The 16,867-nt window shown below is 66.4% G+C and carries 18 protein-coding genes; 8 read left to right on the plus strand and 10 right to left on the minus strand.

Annotated elements, in window-relative coordinates:
* Positions 1-163: 163 nt before the first annotated feature.
* Positions 164-1,729: a CocE/NonD family hydrolase gene (locus E8A49_RS04410; protein ID WP_293376758.1), complete on the plus strand. Its 1,566-nt coding sequence runs from the start codon at positions 164-166 to the stop codon at positions 1,727-1,729.
* A gap of 195 nt (positions 1,730-1,924) precedes the next feature.
* On the opposite strand, the gene E8A49_RS04415 is transcribed toward E8A49_RS04410, so the two are convergent.
* Positions 1,925-2,890: a hypothetical protein gene (locus tag E8A49_RS04415; RefSeq protein WP_293376760.1), complete on the minus strand. Its 966-nt coding sequence runs from the start codon at positions 2,888-2,890 to the stop codon at positions 1,925-1,927.
* A 132-nt stretch (positions 2,891-3,022) separates the two neighbouring features.
* On the opposite strand from E8A49_RS04415, the gene E8A49_RS04420 reads away from it, so the two are divergent.
* Positions 3,023-3,538 carry a helix-turn-helix domain-containing protein gene (locus tag E8A49_RS04420; RefSeq protein WP_293376762.1) on the plus strand — a complete coding sequence of 172 codons (516 nt, stop codon included), beginning with the start codon at positions 3,023-3,025 and terminating at the stop codon, positions 3,536-3,538.
* A 4-nt stretch (positions 3,539-3,542) separates the two neighbouring features.
* Here the strand turns inward: E8A49_RS04420 and E8A49_RS04425 are convergent, their stop codons facing one another.
* Entirely contained in the window at positions 3,543-4,157 is a 615-nt protein-coding gene (locus E8A49_RS04425; protein ID WP_293376764.1) for a 2-hydroxychromene-2-carboxylate isomerase, read from the minus strand.
* A 95-nt stretch (positions 4,158-4,252) separates the two neighbouring features.
* Here E8A49_RS04425 and E8A49_RS04430 point away from each other — a divergent pair, with 95 nt between their 5' ends.
* The 3 genes from E8A49_RS04430 to E8A49_RS04440 are packed head-to-tail and all read left to right on the plus strand — an operon-like array spanning position 4,253 to position 6,323.
* Positions 4,253-5,005: an SDR family NAD(P)-dependent oxidoreductase gene (locus E8A49_RS04430; protein WP_293376766.1), complete on the plus strand. Its 753-nt coding sequence runs from the start codon at positions 4,253-4,255 to the stop codon at positions 5,003-5,005.
* A 32-nt stretch (positions 5,006-5,037) separates the two neighbouring features.
* On the plus strand, positions 5,038-5,625 hold the full coding sequence (locus tag E8A49_RS04435) for a 2-hydroxychromene-2-carboxylate isomerase (protein ID WP_293376768.1): 588 nt from the start codon (positions 5,038-5,040) through the stop codon (positions 5,623-5,625).
* Complete coding sequence (locus tag E8A49_RS04440) at positions 5,622-6,323, plus strand: SDR family NAD(P)-dependent oxidoreductase (RefSeq protein ID WP_293376770.1); 702 nt, start codon at positions 5,622-5,624, stop codon at positions 6,321-6,323. Before E8A49_RS04435 ends, E8A49_RS04440 begins: the two co-directional genes overlap by 4 nt.
* A 321-nt stretch (positions 6,324-6,644) precedes the next feature.
* Here the strand turns inward: E8A49_RS04440 and E8A49_RS04445 are convergent, their stop codons facing one another.
* A complete protein-coding gene (locus tag E8A49_RS04445) occupies positions 6,645-6,827 on the minus strand; it encodes an antitoxin Xre/MbcA/ParS toxin-binding domain-containing protein (RefSeq protein WP_293376772.1) in 183 nt (60 codons plus the stop codon).
* Positions 6,828-7,594: 767 nt separating this feature from the next.
* On the opposite strand from E8A49_RS04445, the gene E8A49_RS04450 reads away from it, so the two are divergent.
* Together E8A49_RS04450 and E8A49_RS04455 are read left to right on the plus strand one after the other, a co-directional pair.
* On the plus strand, positions 7,595-8,674 hold the full coding sequence (locus E8A49_RS04450; RefSeq protein ID WP_293376774.1) for a hypothetical protein: 1,080 nt from the start codon (positions 7,595-7,597) through the stop codon (positions 8,672-8,674).
* The gene (locus E8A49_RS04455; RefSeq protein WP_293376776.1) at positions 8,671-9,246 is read left to right on the plus strand and encodes a DUF4304 domain-containing protein; all 576 of its coding nucleotides are present in this window, start codon (positions 8,671-8,673) and stop codon (positions 9,244-9,246) included. The genes E8A49_RS04450 and E8A49_RS04455 overlap by 4 nt, the downstream gene beginning before the upstream one ends.
* Here E8A49_RS04455 and E8A49_RS04460 read toward each other — a convergent pair.
* The 6 genes from E8A49_RS04460 to guaB all read right to left on the minus strand — a co-directional run bounded on the left by E8A49_RS04460 (position 9,243) and on the right by guaB (position 14,896).
* A complete protein-coding gene (locus E8A49_RS04460) occupies positions 9,243-9,647 on the minus strand; it encodes a growth inhibitor PemK (protein WP_293376778.1) in 405 nt (134 codons plus the stop codon). The two genes, E8A49_RS04455 and E8A49_RS04460, sit on opposite strands and share 4 nt — an antisense overlap.
* Before the next feature lie 23 nt (positions 9,648-9,670).
* Complete coding sequence (locus E8A49_RS04465) at positions 9,671-9,925, minus strand: hypothetical protein (RefSeq protein ID WP_293376780.1); 255 nt, start codon at positions 9,923-9,925, stop codon at positions 9,671-9,673.
* Positions 9,926-10,094: 169 nt separating this feature from the next.
* The gene (gene guaA / locus E8A49_RS04470; protein WP_293376782.1) at positions 10,095-11,663 is read right to left on the minus strand and encodes a glutamine-hydrolyzing GMP synthase; all 1,569 of its coding nucleotides are present in this window, start codon (positions 11,661-11,663) and stop codon (positions 10,095-10,097) included.
* A gap of 10 nt (positions 11,664-11,673) precedes the next feature.
* Positions 11,674-12,951: an RsmB/NOP family class I SAM-dependent RNA methyltransferase gene (locus tag E8A49_RS04475; protein WP_293376784.1), complete on the minus strand. Its 1,278-nt coding sequence runs from the start codon at positions 12,949-12,951 to the stop codon at positions 11,674-11,676.
* Positions 12,952-12,962: 11 nt separating this feature from the next.
* Positions 12,963-13,367 (minus strand): MAPEG family protein, encoded by a 405-nt coding sequence (locus tag E8A49_RS04480; RefSeq protein ID WP_293376786.1) that lies wholly within the window; start codon positions 13,365-13,367, stop codon positions 12,963-12,965.
* 68 nt (positions 13,368-13,435) lie between these two features.
* Positions 13,436-14,896, minus strand: coding sequence for an IMP dehydrogenase (gene guaB / locus E8A49_RS04485; protein ID WP_293376788.1), 1,461 nt, complete (start codon positions 14,894-14,896; stop codon positions 13,436-13,438).
* Positions 14,897-15,260: 364 nt separating this feature from the next.
* Here guaB and E8A49_RS04490 point away from each other — a divergent pair, with 364 nt between their 5' ends.
* Entirely contained in the window at positions 15,261-16,169 is a 909-nt protein-coding gene (locus tag E8A49_RS04490) for a LysR family transcriptional regulator (RefSeq protein ID WP_293376820.1), read from the plus strand.
* Here the strand turns inward: E8A49_RS04490 and E8A49_RS04495 are convergent.
* On the minus strand, positions 16,156-16,866 hold the full coding sequence (locus E8A49_RS04495) for an RlmE family RNA methyltransferase (RefSeq protein WP_293376790.1): 711 nt from the start codon (positions 16,864-16,866) through the stop codon (positions 16,156-16,158). The genes E8A49_RS04490 and E8A49_RS04495 overlap by 14 nt on opposite strands.
* Position 16,867 lies beyond the last annotated feature (1 nt).

Raw genomic sequence — 16,867 nt, forward strand, 5'->3', positions numbered from 1 at the left:
ACATTTGCCACCCGGGCCCTCTGGGCGGCCAAACCTATGGGGACTGAACGTGCGCCCGATCCTGCTTGCCGCCGCCCTGTCTTTGTTCGCCGCGACCGCCAACGCGCAGCCGCCGAAAGCCCCCGCACCTCCGATTCCCGCAGTCGCGGCGCCGAAGCCCACCATGGAGGTCTTCACGACCATGCGGGACGGCGTGAAGCTGGCCGCAGACGTCTATCTCCCCGAAGGCAAGGGGCCGTGGCCCGTGATCGTCAGCCGCACGCCTTACTTGAAGCAAAACATGTACCGCGCGGCGGGCGGCGAGCGGTTCGTGAAGGCAGGTTACGCCTATGTCGTGCAGGACGTGCGCGGCAAGGGCCACTCCCAGGGGTTTTACGCCGCCTTCGCAAACGACATCGAGGACGGATACGACACCGTCGAGGGCCTTGCGACGGAGCCTTGGTCGAACGGCAAGATCGGCATCACCGGCACCTCAGCGATGGGCATCGCCTCGAACCTTGCGGCCATCGCCCGCCCGCCGCACCTGAAGGCGGCGTTCGTGATCGTCGCGCCCAACGAGACCTTTTCGACCTCGTTCCTGGGCGGGGTGCCGAAGGACAAGGACACCGTTGGCTGGATGAAGATGCAGGGCGTGAGTGACGAAGCCATCACGCGATCGCTGGCCGGAGCCACCCGCAGCGTCTTCACCGAACGACTGGGGCCGGGTCCGCTGATCAGCTACGCGGCGATCCCGATCTGGAACGTCGGCGGCTGGTACGACATCTTCAACACCGGCACGGTGAAGAACTTCGAATTCCTCCAAAATCACGGCGCGCCCGGCGCGCGCGGCAACCAGCGCCTGACCATGGGCCCGTTCGGCCACGGCGCGCTCTCCGGAGACCTGGCGTATGCCGGCGAGGACGACCTCTTCCCGGTCATGGGCGGGGCCAAGGGCAAGGAGGTCCGCTGGTTCGACTATTGGCTGAAGGGGATCCAGAACGGGGTGATGGACGAGCCGCCGGTCGAACTCTTTGTGATGGTCGCCGCGCGCAAGGGCGCCTATTCGCCGAAGAACCACTGGGTGAAGGCCGGGAACTGGCCGCTGCCGTATCGGGAGACCCGCTACTACCTGGAGACCGACCACGGCCTTTCCAAGACGGCGCCGGACGCTGAGGGTGCCAAGACCTCTTATAGGTTCGATCCGGCGAACCCCGTGCCGACCGCCGGTGGGGCCAATTTGCAGTTCGAGCGTGGGCCGATGGACCAGCGGGCGATCAAGCCCCGGCAGGACTATCTACGCTTCCAGACCCCAGCCCTGGACAATGATATCACCATCGCAGGCCCGGTCACCGTGGAGCTCTATGGCGCGACCGATGGCCCTGACACCGACTTCGAGGCGAAGCTGGTTGACGTCTATCCCGACGGCTATGAGGCGCTGGTCCTCGACGCCCCGATCCGGACCCGCTACCGCAACGGCCGCCGACCGGAGGATGTCGCCATGATGACGCCGGGCGCGCCAGAGAAACTGGTCATCGACCTCTGGAACACCGCCATCACCTTCGAGAAGGGCCATCGCATCGCGGTGCACATCACCTCGTCGAACAGTCCGCGCTTCGTCGTGAACCACAACAACGGTGACGAGCCTGGCGCGGAGAAGCCGCCGCGGGTCGCGACCAACACGGTCTATTTTGACAAGGCCCACCCCTCCGCCATCGTGCTGCCGGTGGTCTGGCTAGACGACGCGCGCTGAACGGCTCGCCGGGCCGCAAGCCAATCGGGGCGGAACGCGAGGAGCCTCTGCTCACCGCCTGGATAGCGACCGGCGACGCCACGGCTCATTTCCCCAGCTGAAACATCAGAGGCCCTGGCCGGTCACTGGCTTCACAAGCCGCGCAGGAGCGGCCGTTCGACTATCGCCGAATTCGGACGAACCGGGTTCGCGGCTCTACTTTGGCTCCTCATCCTTCCGGCCCGCCCCCAAGATCCCCGGCATCGAATAATTTCCTTCATGGCACGCGTACTCGTAGGAGGGCTCATCGGTCGCGTTGAACACCATCTCGGCGCGCCAGGTCTTCGAGTAGACCCTCGGATCGTCGACCTCGAACCGATAGAGGAGCTGCTTGTCCGAAATCCGCGTCAGCCGCTCGGTGATCTTGGCATCCTGCGAAATGTAGAGGGACTGACCGTAGAAGACCCGCATGGACTCCTGGGGGTGCATGTTCGTCGTTTCGATCACCAGCGTGTCCCCGTCCCAATGGCCGATGGCGTCGCCCATCCAGCGCCGCATCGAGGAAGGCTGGTGCGGCGCGTCCATTCGCACGATGCGGGCGTCGTGGATCATCTCGGAGAAGACCACCACCTCCCTGGGCGTCTGCACGATCTGGTAGATGTTGTTGTACGAGACATTCAGCATCGGAGGTCCCGCCGAGGATCCGAAGCCAAGGAGACAGCGCTCTCCAAGCGATCGGAGTTCGGGATCGGAGGTCGCCGTCCGCTGCTGGTTGAAGGCGGCTGTGAACATCCGCTTTCCTTCCTCCGTATAGGGGAGCTTTCCACCCGCGGGATCGATGAGCCAGGAGGAGCGATATTCGCCATGGACCTTGGCAAACGACGTGCCCGCGTCGGTCCAGAAAGCGTTGTAGCCACCGACGTCGCGCCCCGCCTGGGGCGCCGGACTCTGAGGATCGGTGGGTTGTGAGTCTCGGTCGCCGGCCTGGTTCCGCACCTGGGCTGCGCGCCGCGCCTGATCTTCCGACAGGACCAGACTGGTCAGGTCCCGGGGACGCTCGAGCATGGTGAGGCTGGTATTGGTCCAATGACCTTCCAGACTTGGATGTCCATCATGAGTCCGTGGCGCCTTGTAGTCAGCGGCCACCGCCGTCGACGCCGTCGCGACGAACAGGGCCAGCACCGTCGCGATCGCCGAGGATCTCTCCGAGAAGCCTCGGCGCACGAAGCCGACGCGACCGCCGCTTGACCGCTGCGCAGGCCAGTTCCACTTTAGAACCCACATTGGGCCGCGTCCGGGTCGAGGAGATCGCCTATGCAGTGGAACGAGTTGGGCGAGCAGACCTGCTCGATGTCGCGCACCCTGTCGGTGATCGGCGACCGTTGGACGCTGCTTATCCTGCGCGACTGCTTCCTCAAGGTGCGCCGGTTCGACGACTTCCAGTCGCGCCTCGGCATCGGCCGCCCGATCCTGGCGGATCGCCTGCAGAAGCTGGTCGACAGTTTCGTCCTCACCAAGGTCGCCTACCAGCAGAACCCCATGCGCTACGAATACCGGCTCACCCAGAAGGGCCTGGACCTCTACCCGGTCATCATGGCGATCGTGCACTGGGGCGACGTCCACATGTCCGGCAAGAAGGGCCGTCCCCTGCTCCACAGGCACATGACGTGCGGTCATAACTTCGACCCGGTCCAGGTGTGCTCGGAATGCGCCGAGACGCTCGATCCGCGGCAGGTCCAGGTTCTGCCCGGACCCGGGGCCGCCAACCGCGACCACATGCCGGCCGACGCCGCCGCCGGGTCGCGAGCCGGACGCGCGAAGGCGGGATAGGATCTCATTTCGCGGCCTGCCGAACATACTCTTCCTCGACATCGCGCAGGCGGTCCTTCCCGAAGAACATCTCGTCGCCCACAAAGAACGTCGGGCTGCCGAACACGCCCCGAGCGACGGCCTCTTCGGTCGAAGCGATCAGCGCCGTCTTCACGTCGGGATCGGCGATGTGCGCCTCAAACTCGGAGGTCGGCAGGCCGGCGGCGTTGAGAACCGCGTGAAACACAGCGGCCTCACCCAGGTTCAGCGCCTGCTCCCACATCCCCGCATAGACCGCCGCCACATAGGCCTCGAAGACGCCGAGGCGCCTGGCCAGCATGGCCCCGCGCATCATCTGCAAGGTGTTGATCGGGAACGCCGGATTGAACCGGAACTGCGTCAGTCCATGGCGTTGGATGAAGCGTTGGCTCTCCCTCTGTTCGTAGGCCGCCTTGGCCGGAACACCGGCCAGCGTCACCGCCGGGCTTTGATTGCCCGTGGCCTTGAAGATCCCGCCCAGCAGGGCCGGCTTTAGCTCGCACCGCGTTCCGAGCCGCGCCTCGATCTCCGGCATGACCTTGTATGCCAGGTAGGCGTTCGGGCTGCCGAAATCGAAATAGAACTCGATGCGCTGACCCATAGGCGTCTCCTCTCGACGCCACATCTCCCGCTTGATGCGCCGATCGATTAGGTTCTAAAACGGAACTCACAGACGCGCAACTGACCGGATGAGCCATGCCCCAGCCAACCCGACGCAACGCCACCGCGACCGTTGTCGGCGCCGGAGACTTCATCGGAGCGGCCATCGCCCGGAAGTTCGCGGCGGAGGGCTACACGGTCTACATGGGTCGGCGGCAGGGTGAGCTGTTGGAGCCTCTGAAGGCCGAAATCGAGGCCGCCGGTGGACGCGCGGTGGCGCGGTCGCTGGACGCCCGCGACGAGGATCAGGTGACCGCCTTCTTCCGCGACGCCGAAGCCGAGGCCCCGCTGGAGCTCAGCGTGTTCAACATCGGCGCGAACGTGAATTTCCCGCTGCTGGACACCGCCTCGCGGGTGTTCCGAAAGGTCTGGGAGATGGCCTGCTATGCCGGCTTCCTTTCCGGGCGCGAAGCGGCGCGTCAGATGCTGCCGCGCGGTCATGGCTCGCTGTTCTTCACCGGCGCGACGGCCGGCCTGCGGGGCGGCGTCGGCTACGCCGCCTTCGCCGCGGCGAAGTTCGGTTTGCGCGCCATGGCGCAGTCGGCGGCACGCGAACTGGGGCCGCAAGGCCTGCACGTCGCCCACCTGGTGATCGACTCCGGCGTGGACACCGCCTGGGTGCGCGAGCGCATCCGCGAGCGTTCCGGGGACGAGGGCGTCGCCAATCTCAAGCCCGATCAGCTGATGCGGCCGGAGGCGGTGGCGGACGCCTACTGGGCGCTGCACCAGCAGCCTCGCGACGCCTGGACCTTCGAGCAGGAAATCCGCCCGTTCGCCGAAAAATGGTGAGCGGCGATGCCACGGACAGAGGAGGCGGAGGCTTGACCCAGCTAGAGTTCTATTTCGACTACCGGAGCCCCTACGCCTATCTCGCGCACACCCAGCTTCGGCTGCTGAAGTCCGAAGTCCTCTACCGGCCGTTCGAGATCAGGGGCGTGATGGAGATGGTGGGAAATGTCCCCACCAGCGTGATCTGCAAGCCGAAGAATCGCTACATCCAGGCCGATCTTCGGCGATGGGTTTCGCGCTATGGCGTCCCGTTTGAGCGTCATCCCGCCATCATGGAAATCGATTCCAAGCGGCTACTCCGTGCCACCCTTTGGGCCGCTGAACGCGGTCCCGTGAATGAACTGGTCACCGCCCTGTTCAACGCCATGTGGGGCGGGGCGCCCGAGCCACTTCTCAGTGCGGCGGATGTTGCGGGCTTCATGAGCCGACTGGGATTCGACCACGCGACGTTGGACAGCGAGATCGACGCCCCTAGATGGCAGCAGGCCCTAGACCGGGCGACGAGCGAGGCGGCTGACCGCGGCGTCTTCGGTGCGCCCTGCATGTTCGTCGGTGAGGAGATGTTCTTCGGAAACGACCGGCTCGACTTCGTTCGCGCCGAGCTGGAGCGCGCGGCATGAAACCCCTGGCGATCATCACCGGCGTCGGGCCGGGCACAGGATCCGCGTTGGCGCGGCGCTTCCATGCCGGTGGCTATCAGGTCGCCATGCTGGCGCGGACCGCAGATCGTTTGGCCGACCTCGAACGCGAATTGCCGGGCGCGTTCGCCGTCCCCTGCGACGTCGCGGACACCGACGCGCTCGGCGAAGCGCTGGAAGGTATCGAGCAGCAGGCTGGCGGCCCACCAAAGGTCGTGGTCCACAACGCCGTTGGCGGAGCGTTTGGAAGCTTCCTGGAAATCGACCCGCAAGTGCTTGAGCGAAACTTCCAGGTCAACGTCATGGCGCTTCTGCATCTGGCGCGCTGGGCTGCGCCCAAGATGGAAGCCGCCGGAGAAGGCGCCTTGATCGTGACGGGCAACACGTCCGCCGTTCGCGGGAAGGCCCGGTTCGCCGGGTTCGCGCCGACCAAGGCCGCACAACGCATCCTGGCAGAGTCCATCGCCCGCGACATGGGCCCCAAGGGCGTACACGTCGCGTTCCTGATGATTGATGCCGTCATCGATCTGGCGTGGACGCGGGAGCGGAACCCGGACAAGCCGGATGACTATTTCATCCGACCAACCGACATCGCCGACGAAGTCTGGCACGTGGCGCATCAGCCGCGATCGGCTTGGTCATTCCTAACCGAAATTCGCCCATTCGGTGAGACGTGGTGAGGCGCAAGCGGCTTGCACCGGCCCGCAGCTCCACTCCTGCGTCGGCTTGCCCAAAGCGCTCAAGGAAGACGAGTTACGGCGCGCCGTCACAGAGTTGATCCTCATCACAAACGGCTGGATAGCGGCGGGCCTTCCATCCGCCGTGACTGCCCGGCGAGCCCAGCTCGCCGGGCGTCTTTTTCTTCGCAACGCTCGGTCCGCAGCAACGCGTTGGACGCTCGATTGGAATCAACCAAAACCGCGAACAAATGCGAACCGCTCTTCCTGCAAGGCCCGTGACTGTCAGCGCTCACAAGCGGGACGAGTTGGTTGTCTGGGTATCTACGCAAACCCGCCCGTGGCGAGATCGTCCAGATAGCTGCGAAGGGCCCTCGCCTCCCCGGACTTCATCAGAGATTCCGCTGTCCGGCCGCCAAAAGCGGCGAGCGGCTGCGTACAATACCAAACGCCCGCCGCCTCCCGGCTGCCCGCCCAATCGGAAACAAGGTCGATGATGGCTTCCACGCCTTGATCCTAAGCCGCGTATCCATGGCGATGCTACACCCGGATTTCACGCTGCAAAAGGAACTCGCCGCCGCACCTGGGTGGTTTTCGCGGCGGCGCGTACGTGCGACACGGGCTGCTCGTTGACTATCCGGAACAGCTGATTTCTGAGCTACCGCGAAGCTGCGCCCTTGGCCGGAAAAATACCGTCTGCTTTTCCGACGGAACCGCGCGATTGCCTGTCTCACGGCCCATGAACCGATAGATGGCGAAAGGTCCCACCACGGCGCCGGCCAATTGACTATGCGGACTCAATGATCAATGAGAATTCATAACTATTTGATATTATTGACATTATACAGCAACGCTTACTCCCACTCGATGGTTGGCGATGCCTTTAGGCAACTGACTTCGTTCAGAAAAATGCGCGGCGAGGACGATTCTTCCGTGCAGCACACTGACAATTCAAGAGCTCGTTGAATTCGTTGGCGAATTTCCGGAGAAAATTTTTCGGCTTGTTGCCAACTATCGCGATCGATCGGCCCAATTCGAGGAAGTCATTCTAGCAGAATCGGCCTGCCGGAGGCGACCGATCCGACCGAAACTTACCGACCGGCCGCCACTCTCCCGCATCAATCGGCGAAGCGTTTCCAAAGTATCACGGCAGCTTCATCCCGGCATGGCTCTCCAGGGTGTCCCTCACCTGACGGAGCGTCCCATGAGCAGCGGTTCTTCCGCTGTGAACGCCGCGCTTCACGCGCGCCCCTATCGACATGAGGAGAGCTTACGTGCCCGACGGTTGGACCGACCCTGCAGACTTGGATGGCGATGCGCTGACTCAATGGTACCTCAGATTGCCCGCGGACATTGAGCGGGCGCGGCAGGCGGCCGCCGATCAGCGCTATCAGGACTTCTTCTACGGCTCCGACGAAACGGATCCCGCGTCCGCAAGCTATTCCGCACCCGAGCCCGGCGCCGGTTCGGATTCCGCGGCGGGGCCATCTGCGGTCGACAGCGTCGCGGCAAGGCCTGACGACGACTCGGGATCGGCCCCGCCCACTCAGGATGAAACGCTGCCGGTCTATTCCGCCACCACTCCTGATCTGACGCTTCAGCCGACCGCACCGCCCTTCGACGGGCCTTTCCTGCCGCCTCTGACGTTCAATCCGCTTCCGGCGACTGCGAAGTGGCCGGGGGTGGCGACCCCGGGTCCGGCGCCCTCAGGTCTACCCGGCGGCGCGCGAGCCAATCCTTCCGCCTATGGCGCCGGCAGACCGGCAACGACGGCGTCGGCGCCCGCAGCCGGCCAGACGATCGCCTACGGAGCGTTGCGCGCACCCGCGCCTACGGATGGAGAGCTAGCGGATCTTCGAAGGAAGCAGGCGGCCTTTGGCGACGTCACACGGAAGATCGATCAGCAGAACGCGTGGTTCGCCGCACCGGTGCTGGCGGCGTCGGCGCTGCCGTTCCTGCCGGAGGCCGCGGCGCAATGGGTAGTTGGCGAGGGTGCTCCCGAAGCAGGTCAGGCCATCACGAATTTCGTCGAGCGCGAACCTTACCTCCGGGTGGGCGACAACTGGGCGACACGCGCGGGCCGCCGTGCTCACGCCGCACTCAAGGAGCGATTGGCGCAGAAGCCGGGTTGGGATTACGAACCCAAGCTGCCGCGGTCGGGGCAGCAGCCCTTGAAGCCAGACATCGGGACGCCGAAGCGCGATCCGCTCGCGCCCACCAAACGGAAATACATCGAGTATAAACCTGACTCGCCAAGCGGTCGGGCTGCCGGGGCGCGGGCGCTACAGCGCTATCAGGATGCGACGAAGGACCCAGTCCGCCTGCTGTTCTACAATTTGAAGGATTTCATATGAGCCGCAGAACATACGCCGCGGCGCTGAACGACGTGTTGGCCCCAATGGGGTTCGAGCGCGGAGAGAGGTCGTGGTCGCGCACTGTGGGGACGGTGCTGGAAGAGATCGATCTTCAGAAGAGTCAGATCGCAGGCACCACGGCCAACCTCTGGAGCAAAGACCTAGCAACCGAAGAGCTGCTCCGCCAGGCGATCCCGTGGAAGCGTCCATTGGACCTTCTCCCGTCGGTCTACCGCATCGGGACGCTGATGAACGGTAGTGACCGATGGTGGAAGAACGACCCCAATGGGCCTGCCGAGCTTGCCGAGGCAATCAGGGTCCATGCACCGGCGTTCTTCGAAGGGCGGCGAAGCCTGGAGGACCAAGCGCGCCTCTTCGGGAGAGCGGAACCCAGATGGAAACCAAGCGGCACCGCCAGCCGCATGTATCTCGCCTTGACCCTCTATCGCATGGGCCAGAAGGAAGAGGCCTGCGCGGTGCTACAGAGTCCGCCGAGGACAGCGCCGGCGTCCTGGTTGGCACAGGCTGAAAGTGTGCGGAACTGGCTGGGCTGTCGGTCCAAGCCAGACTAGTCACGCTTGAGGCTACGGCTTTTCCCGGCTTTGTTTCGCGACAGGATTTTCGCGCGCAACGCGTCGAAGATCGGCTGGGGCAACATCCCATAGGCGTACTCGCCGTCCCGTCCGGGGATCTGCCGCAGGTCGTAGCCCGGCCACGTGAAACGATTGAGTTCGTCGAGCTTCAGCCAATGGCGCTCGCCATCCAGCTTGAGGGTCCTGGACACCGAGGCGGGCAGCTCCAAGGACGCTTCGGAATCCTCCGGCTCGAGATGGGTGATCGGCGCGACGATGGTGCGGATCTCGCCGTCGGCCAGCTTGGCGGCGACAACGATCGCGCAGGGGCGGTCCTTCAAACCCTCCGCGGCGCCCGCGGCCGCCTCGTGGGACCAGAGGAAACTGTAGCGGATGACCAAGCCCGGCTTCGGAGCCGGAAAGCTCATGTCGGCTCGCGGCCGTATTCGGCGGCAGCGATGTCAGCCAGGGTCTCGTCATCCAGCTCGCCGACGCGAAGCACCTCTCGCTCGCGCGCCTTGAGGAGTCGGTAGTGGGCCAGTTCAGAGGCTGACAGATAACCGCCGACGACACGCTCGTGGCTCGTGACCACGATGACCTTGTTCGCGATCGCCTCTTCGCGGTAGCGGGTGAAGTGCCGCGCGAACTCCGTCGCGTTCACCGTGGAAGCGTCGCTCATGCTGAATTCCTCTCGCACTCGTAAAATGCGAATTTTACGGAATTTGTCAACCTAATATGGCTCGTCGCGCCCGTGAGACTATGTGGGATATCTTAGCTACACACATGCTCGAAGTCAGGAAACTGGACCGTCATGTTTTCTTCATAACTTATTGTTTTAATTATATTTATTACTCCCACTCGATCGTCCCCGGCGGCTTGGACGTCACGTCGTAGACGACGCGGTTGATGCCCTTGACCTCGTTGATGATCCGGGTGGCGCAGCGGCCGAGGACGTCCCAGGGGAATTCGAAGAAGTCTGCGGTCATACCGTCCGTCGAGGTGACGGCGCGCAGGGCGCAGACGCTCTCGTAGGTGCGCGCATCGCCCATGACGCCCACGGTCTTCACCGGCAGCAGCACCGCGAAGGCCTGCCAGATCGAGTCATAGAGACCGGCCTTGCGGATCTCGTCGAGGTAGATGGCGTCGGCCTGCTGCAGCACGGCGACCTTCTCGCGGGTGATCTCGCCGGGGATGCGGATCGCCAGGCCCGGCCCCGGGAACGGATGGCGGCCCACGAAGGCCGGCGGCAGGCCGAGTTCGACGCCCAGCGCCCTCACCTCGTCCTTGAAAAGCTCGCGCAAGGGTTCGACCAGCTTCAGCTTCATGTAGTCCGGCAAGCCGCCCACATTGTGGTGGCTCTTGATCACCGCCGAAGGGCCGCCGCGCGCGGAGACGCTTTCGATCACGTCCGGATAGAGCGTGCCCTGGGCCAGGAAGGCCGCGCCCTCGATCCGGGCGCTTTCGCGGTCGAAGACGTCGATGAACAGCTTGCCGATGGTCTTGCGCTTGGTCTCCGGGTCGCTGACGCCAGCCAGGGCGCCCAGGAAGTCATCCGAGGCGTTCACGTGGATCAGCGGGATGTTGTAGTGGTCGCGGAACATGGTCACGACCTGCTCGGCTTCGTTGTGGCGCAGGAGGCCAGTGTCGACGAAGACGCAGGTGAGCTGTTCGCCGATCGCCTCGTGGATCAGCACCGCGGCCACCGAACTGTCGACCCCGCCGGAGAGGCCGCAGATCACCCGCCCCTGGCCGACCTGGGCGCGGATCTTGGCCACCATCTCCTGGCGGAACGAGGCCATGGTCCAGTCACCCGACAGGCCGGCGATCTTATGGGTGAAGTTGCGCAGCATCAGCGCGCCGCGCGGGGTGTGCGCCACTTCGGGGTGGAACTGGATGCCGTAGAAGCGGCGGCCCTCGTCGGCGATGACGGCGAAGGGGCTGCCCTCGGACGAGGCCACGACCGCGAAACCTTCCGGGATGGCGGTGATCTTGTCGCCGTGGCTCATCCAGACCGGCTCTTCCGCGCCGGGGCTGCCCAGGCCGTCGAGCAGCGGGGATTCGCGCTGGATGCGGATCTCGGCGCGGCCGAACTCGCGGGCATGGCCGCCCTCCACCGCCCCGCCCAGCTGGGCGCACATGGTCATCTCGCCGTAGCAGATGCCCAGCACCGGCACGCCCAGCTCAAAGACCTTCTGCGGCGCGGACGGGCTTTCCGCTTCATGCACGCTGGCCGGACCGCCGGAGAGGATTACCGCCTTGGGCGCGAAGGCCTCCAGCATGCCCTCGACCTTGTCGTAGGGATGGATCTCGCAATAGACGCCGCTTTCGCGCAGCCGCCGGGCGATCAACTGGGTCACCTGGCTGCCGAAATCGACGATCAGGACCTTTTCATGTGCGGGGGTTGTAGCGGGGTCCATCGGGGCTCCGTTAGTTGGGTTTCGCCAGCACGGCGACGAAAAAGCCGTCCGTGCCGGCGGTGCGGGGTGTGAGGCGCAAAAAGCCGTCAGGCGTCAGATGGGCGGTGAGGTTTGGGTCGTCCGTGGCGGGGCGGACCTCGAAGCCCGCCGTGTGCGCCAGGAAGGCCGCCACCCGGTCCTCGTCCTCCTCCGGCAGCACCGAGCAGGTGACGTAGACCATCCTTCCACCGGGCTTCACGAAGCCCGCGCCCGCGTCCAGCACCGCGTCCTGGTCGGCCAGGCGCTTCTCCAGCGTTTCCGGGGTCAGCCGCCACTTGGTGTCGGGATGCCGCCGCCAGGAACCGGTTCCGGAACAGGGCGCATCGATGAACACCACGTCCATCTTGCCCTCTAGTCCCTTCAGCGGCTCCGGGTTCACCGGCGAGCGGACCTGCAGGTTTCGCACCCCGGCCCGGTCGCTGCGGCGCACCGTGTCGGCCAGCCGGCGCGCGTCCGAGTCATAGGCATAGACTTGGCCGGTGTTGCCCATGGCCCCGGCCAGCGCCAGGGTCTTGCCGCCGCCGCCGGCGCAGAGGTCGAGGACCTGCTTGCCCTTCACCTCGCCGGCCGCCGCGGCAGCAATCTGCGAGCCCAGGTCCTGCACCTCGAACCAGCCCTTGGAGAACTGCGGGATGGTCTCCACCGCCCCGCTGCGCGCGGTGGGGTCGAGCGCCGGCATGCGCAGGGCTGTCGGCAGGATGCCGGTGGGCTCGGCGTTCAACGAGGCCAGCGCCTTCAGCGTCCGCTCCGGATCGGATTTCAGCAGGTTGACCCGGAGGTCCACCGGCGCGCGTTCCGAGAGCGCCGCGCCCTCTGCCGCACGATGCTCGCCGAACGCCCGGGCCATAGAGGGCTCCAGCCAGTCCGGGTAGTCGCCGCGCACGGCGTCGGGCGCCTCGGCCAGGTCGCGTGGATGCTCCAGCGCCGCCCGTTCGGCGTCGCTGAGCGGCCCTGGCCCGTGCGGCTCCTCGCCCGCGGCCTCGGCGACACGGTCCAACGGCCAACCCCACTGCAGACGCAGCGCCGCCAGCGCCGCGGCGCGGGGACTGTCGTCGCCCATCCGCCAGGCCAGCGAGCGGCGCCGGCGCAGCATGTCCAGCACCAGACCGGAGACGAAGGCGCGGTCCTTCGCGCCGGCGTAGCGCGCGGCGTCGCCCCAGCTCTTCAGCGCGAGCCGGACAGGCCGGTGACGGGTCTCGATCTCGGTGAGGACATCGATGGCCGCCGCGAGGCGTCCGGGATCACGCATTCAGACTCGCATCATTTGAAGAAGGCCCCGATCACCATGACCAGGCCCACAATGCTCACGGTCCACGCCAGGGTGCGCACCACCGCAAGTCCGGCGGCATATATGGGGACATAGAGTGCGCGGCCAATCACATAGAGCGCCGCGCCCCACATCGTCACCGGGCCGAACTTGCCGGCGAAGTCGCAGGCCAGCAGGGCCACGGCGAACAGTGGAAAAGTCTCCAGGAAGTTCGCCAGCGCCCGGTTGAGCCTTGCCGCCACCACGCCCACCGGCTTGGCCTCGTCGCGCGGCCCGAGCAGCCAGGCGAAATCGCGCTCGCCGCCCGAGCCGGCCACGGCGGCCCAGACGATCTGCACCAGGCCGATCACCACGGCCGCCATCAACAACTGCAACTCCACAGGAACCATCGCACCCATAGTCGCCTCCCCCGTTCACGCCGCCGGCTCGGGATCGGCCGGCTGGCGTCAGAGACTGTTCCCAGGCCCTAGTTCGGGCTCGGATAGTTGGGCGCCTCGCGCGTGATCATCACGTCGTGGACGTGGCTCTCGCGCAGGCCCGCGCCGGTGATGCGGATGAACCGGGCCCGCGATCGGAACTGCTCCAGGTCACTGGCGCCCACATAGCCCATGGCCGCGCGTAGACCGCCGACCATCTGGTGCAGGATCGGCGCGATCGGCCCCTTGTAGGCCACCTGACCCTCGATGCCCTCGGGCACCAGCTTCAGCGCGTCCGTCACCTCCTTCTGGAAGTAGCGGTCGGCCGAGCCGCGCGCCATGGCGCCCAGCGAGCCCATGCCGCGGTAGGCCTTGTAGGAGCGGCCCTGGTAGAGGAAGACCTCGCCCGGCGCCTCGTCGACGCCCGCGAAAACCGAGCCCATCATCGCCACCGAGGCGCCCATGGCCAGCGCCTTGGCGAGGTCGCCGGAGTACTTGATCCCGCCGTCGGCGATCACCGGCACGTCGGATCCGGCCGCGGCGCGCACCGCGTCGGCGATGGCGGTGAGCTGCGGCACGCCCACGCCGGCCACAATCCGCGTGGTGCAGATGGAGCCTGGGCCGATGCCCACCTTCACCGCGTCGGCGCCGGCATCGATCAGGGCGCGCGCGCCGTCATAGGTGGCGACATTGCCGGCCACGATCTGCACGCGGTTGGTCTCGCGCTTGATGCGGCTCACAGCGGCGGCCACGTCGGCGTTGTGGCCGTGGGCGGTGTCGATCACCACCACGTCGACGCCAGCGTCCACCAGGGCGAGCGAGCGCTCGTAGCCCACATCGCCCACCGTGGAAGCCGCGCCGACCAGCAGGCGGCCCTGGCCGTCCTTGGCGGCGTGCGGATGGGCTTCGGACTTCTCCATGTCCTTGACGGTGATCAGGCCCACGGCGCGATAGTCGTCGTCGACCACGATCAGCCGCTCGATCTTGTGGCGGCGCAGCAGTTCGCGCGCCTCGGCCTGGCCGACGCCCTCCTTGACGGTGACCAGATTTTCCTTGGTCATCAGCGCCTTGGCCGGAATATCTCCGCCGCTCTCGAAGCGCATGTCGCGGTTGGTGAGGATGCCGCAGAGCTTGCCCGTCTCATCGACCACCGGGAAGCCGGAGACCCGGCGGCGCGCTTTGATCTCCAGGACCTCGCGCATCGGCGTGTCGGGGTGGATGGTCAGCGGATTGATGACCATGCCGCTTTCGTAGCGCTTCACCTCGCGCACCTGGTCGGCCTGTTCCTCCACCGTCAGGTTGCGGTGCAGGACGCCCAGGCCGCCGTTCTGGGCCATGGCGATGGCCAGCCGGCTTTCGGTGACGGTGTCCATGGCGGCGGACACCAGCGGTATGTTCAGACTGATCTGTCGCGTGAACCGGGTCGCGACGTCCACCTGGGTGGGCATCACATTGGACGGGCCGGGTTCAAGCAAAACATCGTCGAAGGTGAGCCCTTCGCGAATCTCCATGGAGACACCTCGTTTTGCGGGTTGCGTATACGCGTCCGGCGACATGACGGGCAAGGGCTGGCGGATGGTCATGGCTGTCTCCGGTATGATTTGTGGTGACGCAGGCTGAGCGCGCCCGAGTAGACGGCGTAGCTGCGCCAGGCTTCCTCGCCGCGGGGCGGGGTCGACGGGTCCGGTTCGGGCCTGGTGGTTGCATGCGCGGCGAGGCCGGCGGCCAAGGCGATGAGGGAGTGGAAGAGCCGGCCTGCGACGCCCGCGACGTCTTCGTGGCGAAGGCTGGTTGGGGGCTGCAAGGTGATGGACCGCTCCATATCCGTGCATGCCGCATTTGTAGTTGCGCGGAAATCGACATATTTACGCGATGATGTTCGAAAATCTCACATTCGGGGCCCTGCCCTCCCTGAACGCGCTCAGGGCTTTTGAGGCCATGGCCCGCACCGGCCGCGCGACCGCCGCCGCCGAGGAGCTGCATGTCACCCACAGCGCGGTGAGCCGCCAGGTGAAGGCGCTGGAGGCCTCGCTAGGCGTGCGGCTGTTCCAGGGGCCGAAGCATCGCCTGACGCTAACGCCTGCCGGCCAGGAACTGGCCCCCGCCCTCACCCGCGCCTTCGACGAGATCGCCGCGGCCGTGCGCCGGCTGAAAAGCGAGGGCGAGGACCTGCATCTGGCGGTCAACGCCAGCGTCTCGGTGAAGTGGCTGATCCCGCGCCTGGGCGACTTCGCAGCCAAGCATCCGGACATACAGCTTCACTTGGAGGAGCTGGCCTCCCAGGCTACCTCGCACCGCGGAGCCCAGGCGGTGGTGCGGATCGTGCCTGCGACGCGCCTGGCCGACCCGCTGGCGAGCGCCTTCATCCCCAACCACATCGGCCCGGTGATGACACCCGCCCTGGCCGAGCGCTTCGCCCGCGATCCCCTGGCCGCGCCCAGGCTGTCGTCGCAGTCCCACCCGCAAGGCTGGGCGATTTGGGCGGCCATCGCGGGGGTTGAGCTGGCGCCCGCGCCCGAGCAGCCCTTCGCCCACCAGCATTTCGCGATGGACGCGGCCCTGGCCGGCCTGGGCGTCGCCATCCTGCCCTGGCCGCTGGTGGCCCAGGCGGTCGCCGAGGGCCGTCTGGTCGCGCCGCTCGGCTTCCGACGCGCCGAGAGCGCCTTCGCCCTCCTGGCCGCGCCGGGCGGCGAGAGCCGCGCGCTGACGGTGTTCCGGAAGTGGCTGACGGCCCAGGGAAGGCTGACCCCGCCGCCGCCCGCGCCGAGCGCTAGCGCCCCTTGAACCCCGTCGCCACCAGATAGAGCTCGGAGCTGTCCGACCGGCTGGCCTTGGGCTTCACCGTCTTCACATCGGCGAAGTGGCGCTTCAGCGTACCGATCACCTCGGCGGTCTCGCCGCCCTGGAAGGCCTTGGCGATGAAGGTCCCGCCGGGTTTCAACACCTCGACGGCGAAATCGACGGCCGCCTCGATCAGGCCGACGATGCGCAGGTGATCGGTCTGGCGATGGCCGACGGTGTTGGGCGCGATGTCCGACATCACGAGGTCCGGCGCCCCGCCCAGAAGGCGGATCAGCTCCGGGCCGCAGGCCGGATCGGTGAAGTCCATCTCCAGGATCGTGGCCGGCGGCAGCGGGTCGACCGGCAGGAGGTCGACGCCCACGATGTGCGTCACGCCGCGCTCCAGGGCCACCTGCGTCCAGCCGCCGGGCGCCGCTCCAAGGTCGATCACCCGCGCGCCGGGCTTCAGCAGGCGCAGCTTGTCGTCGAGTTCCGTCAGCTTGTAGGCCGCGCGGCTGCGGTAGCCGTGGGCGCGGGCCTTGGCGGCGAAGGGGTCGTTGATCTGGCGCGACAGCCAGGCCTGTTGCGAGGGCGTGCGCTTCCAGGCGGTCTTCAGCCGCTCAGGCGTGACCCGGCCGGCCTCGGTCCCGCCGGTGGGCGGCTTGACCATGCGTTTGCGGGGCGGCGGATCGTCAGCCATG

It is taken from the genome of Phenylobacterium sp., from assembly GCF_004799515.1.
In the GTDB taxonomy this organism is placed as follows: Bacteria; Pseudomonadota; Alphaproteobacteria; order Caulobacterales; family Caulobacteraceae; genus Phenylobacterium.

What these genes read in the sequence shown, in the direction of transcription:
- E8A49_RS04440 (WP_293376770.1), top strand. Translation starts at nt 5,622, where the DNA reads ATGAAACCCCTGGCGATCATCACCGGCGTCGGGCCGGGCACAGGATCC.
- E8A49_RS04475 (WP_293376784.1), bottom strand. Translation starts at nt 12,951, where the DNA reads ATGCGTGATCCCGGACGCCTCGCGGCGGCCATCGATGTCCTCACCGAG.
- guaB (WP_293376788.1), bottom strand. Translation starts at nt 14,896, where the DNA reads ATGGAGATTCGCGAAGGGCTCACCTTCGACGATGTTTTGCTTGAACCC.
- E8A49_RS04455 (WP_293376776.1), top strand. Translation starts at nt 8,671, where the DNA reads ATGAGCCGCAGAACATACGCCGCGGCGCTGAACGACGTGTTGGCCCCA.
- guaA (WP_293376782.1), bottom strand. Translation starts at nt 11,663, where the DNA reads ATGGACCCCGCTACAACCCCCGCACATGAAAAGGTCCTGATCGTCGAT.
- E8A49_RS04425 (WP_293376764.1), bottom strand. Translation starts at nt 4,157, where the DNA reads ATGGGTCAGCGCATCGAGTTCTATTTCGATTTCGGCAGCCCGAACGCC.
- E8A49_RS04420 (WP_293376762.1), top strand. Translation starts at nt 3,023, where the DNA reads ATGCAGTGGAACGAGTTGGGCGAGCAGACCTGCTCGATGTCGCGCACC.
- E8A49_RS04465 (WP_293376780.1), bottom strand. Translation starts at nt 9,925, where the DNA reads ATGAGCGACGCTTCCACGGTGAACGCGACGGAGTTCGCGCGGCACTTC.
- E8A49_RS04410 (WP_293376758.1), top strand. Translation starts at nt 164, where the DNA reads ATGGAGGTCTTCACGACCATGCGGGACGGCGTGAAGCTGGCCGCAGAC.
- E8A49_RS04430 (WP_293376766.1), top strand. Translation starts at nt 4,253, where the DNA reads ATGCCCCAGCCAACCCGACGCAACGCCACCGCGACCGTTGTCGGCGCC.
- E8A49_RS04490 (WP_293376820.1), top strand. Translation starts at nt 15,261, where the DNA reads ATGTTCGAAAATCTCACATTCGGGGCCCTGCCCTCCCTGAACGCGCTC.
- E8A49_RS04495 (WP_293376790.1), bottom strand. Translation starts at nt 16,866, where the DNA reads ATGGCTGACGATCCGCCGCCCCGCAAACGCATGGTCAAGCCGCCCACC.
- E8A49_RS04480 (WP_293376786.1), bottom strand. Translation starts at nt 13,367, where the DNA reads ATGGGTGCGATGGTTCCTGTGGAGTTGCAGTTGTTGATGGCGGCCGTG.